This is a genomic window from Arachidicoccus sp. (assembly GCF_050436765.1).
Taxonomy (GTDB): domain Bacteria; phylum Bacteroidota; class Bacteroidia; order Chitinophagales; family Chitinophagaceae; genus Arachidicoccus.
The window spans coordinates 1-2087 of record NZ_JBNQGD010000089.1; the positions used below are offsets into that span (position 1 = coordinate 1).

The window sequence follows — 2087 nt, forward strand, 5'->3', positions numbered from 1 at the left end:
AAGGTGTTGCTAAAGGAAGTGATACTACCTCTCTACTACCTCCGCCTTCTGCTTATTCGGCGAATAATGCAGCAGTAGGAACCTTTGCAGTACGCGACAATAATAAGACAGGTATCATCAACAGTAGTCTGGATATCGAATGGGAGCCAATAAAACATTTACGCCTTTCTTCGAACGATTCTTATTCAGTAACCTCGCAGGTGAGTGATAACTATCGTCCGGCTTATATCAATGGTGGCCTGGGACAAGCTACTTCTTTCAATTCCCGTGCTTATAATTTGTATAGCAGGAATATGATTTCTTATGTCAATACGTTTAATGAAGACAATACATTTAACCTATATGTATTTAACGAACTGCAGAAGAATCTCTCAAGCGCGGATCAATTATTGGTAAAAGGAACGGCTAATGATGATATAGAAGGTCCTTTAGGCAACAACGCTTATTCATCGTATGGTGGCACAACAGCTTATGCTGACCAACGAAGTTTGGCATTTGGAGGGTCTCTTGAATACAACTATAAAACAAAGTACATAATAGACCTGTCTGTCAGAACAGATGGGACTTCTACCAATGGACCAAATAGCGGTTGGAGCAAAAATCCAACAGTAGGGGTGCGTTGGAATTTTCAAAAAGAAAACTGGTTTAAGAATATTAACTGGCTAGACTATGGGTCTTTACGTTTTAGTTGGGGTAGCAATATTATCCCTACCGGGAGCATCTTTGACGTATATGGGAAATACACTCAGGGTGCAGGATATAATGATGAATCGTCTATTGTGAACTCTTGGGGGAACATACCTAATCCTGATTTTAGGGCCACTACAAGTACTCAGGCTGATTGGGGGTTTGAAGGAGGCTTCTTACATGGTTTCCTGGACGTCACTTATGATTTTTATTATAAGACAGTGGTAAATCAGGTAATGAGCCGAAATATTGCAGATATTAATGGTTTTTCTTCTATCAGTACAAATGATTTGTCGCAGGCTGACTACGGTCATGAGTTATCCCTTAACTTCAGACCTTTTAGTGGCGATCATGCATTGAAATGGAATTTCTCCATTAATGGATCTTATGTTAGAGATGTGCTAACACAACTACCGGGCGGTACGCGTCAGATGATTATTCAGGATCAGAGTACAGAAAATCTTCCGGTACTGTATCGCTTGGGAAGAAATACTTTCACTAATTTATTGTTCAATACCAAAGGTGTATACGCCGCAAATGCTGATGTGCCGATTAACCCTGCAGATGGTAAGCCTTTGCGGGTGATTAATAACGGAGTTGTTACTTATCTGCATGCCGGTGATCCGATTTGGGCGGATCTGAATGGAGACTACGTAATAGATGGTGCTGATCGTGTGGCGGTAGGTGATCCTGCTCCTAAGATTACAGGTGGAATCAATTCCTTCTTGCAATACAAAAACTTCTCACTGAATGTGAATGTATCTTATACATTGTTACGCGATATTATCAATACCACTGCGGCACACCGTTTTCAGGGTTTTGCAGATCCTACCAGCCCGGGTGTATTAGTGCCAATAGGACAATATAACTATTGGGAGAAACCAGGTGATATAGCGAAGTATCCGAATCCATTTGATTTTTTGAATTATAAGGCTGTACAGCCTTTCCGGTATAATCAGACCATGTATATGGAAGATGGTTCCTATTTTAAGGTTAACGACATAACGTTAGGCTATAATTTTAACCGCGATCTAACCAAACGCTGGGGTATTACTTCTTGTCGCGTGTATGTAACTGCAGCTAATGTAGCAACTTTTTCACATTACAGTGGGCCAGATCCGGAAAATGTTACTGATCTAGGATATGATAATTCCAATGGATATCCTAACAGGCGCAACTATACCATTGGTTTTAATGTTCAATTTTAATAATAGTTAAAACAGACAATATAATGAAGTACCTGAATTATTTATTAAAACAATCTCGAAGCTCTGTAAAGCATAAGGGGCGAGTGGGGATGCTCACCATTATTCTGGTATTGTTGAGCTTTGGTGGCTGTAAGAAATTTCTAAATGTAGATGCATTGGATAGCTTATCGGGCAATAACTTCTGGCAAACAC

1 pseudogene is annotated in these 2087 nt (G+C 40.1%); it reads left to right on the forward strand.

What is annotated here, in order from left to right:
- Positions 1-1895: pseudogene (locus ACQR30_RS03700) on the forward strand (SusC/RagA family TonB-linked outer membrane protein); the annotation flags it as partial.
- Between the last annotated feature and the right edge of the window lie 192 nt (positions 1896-2087).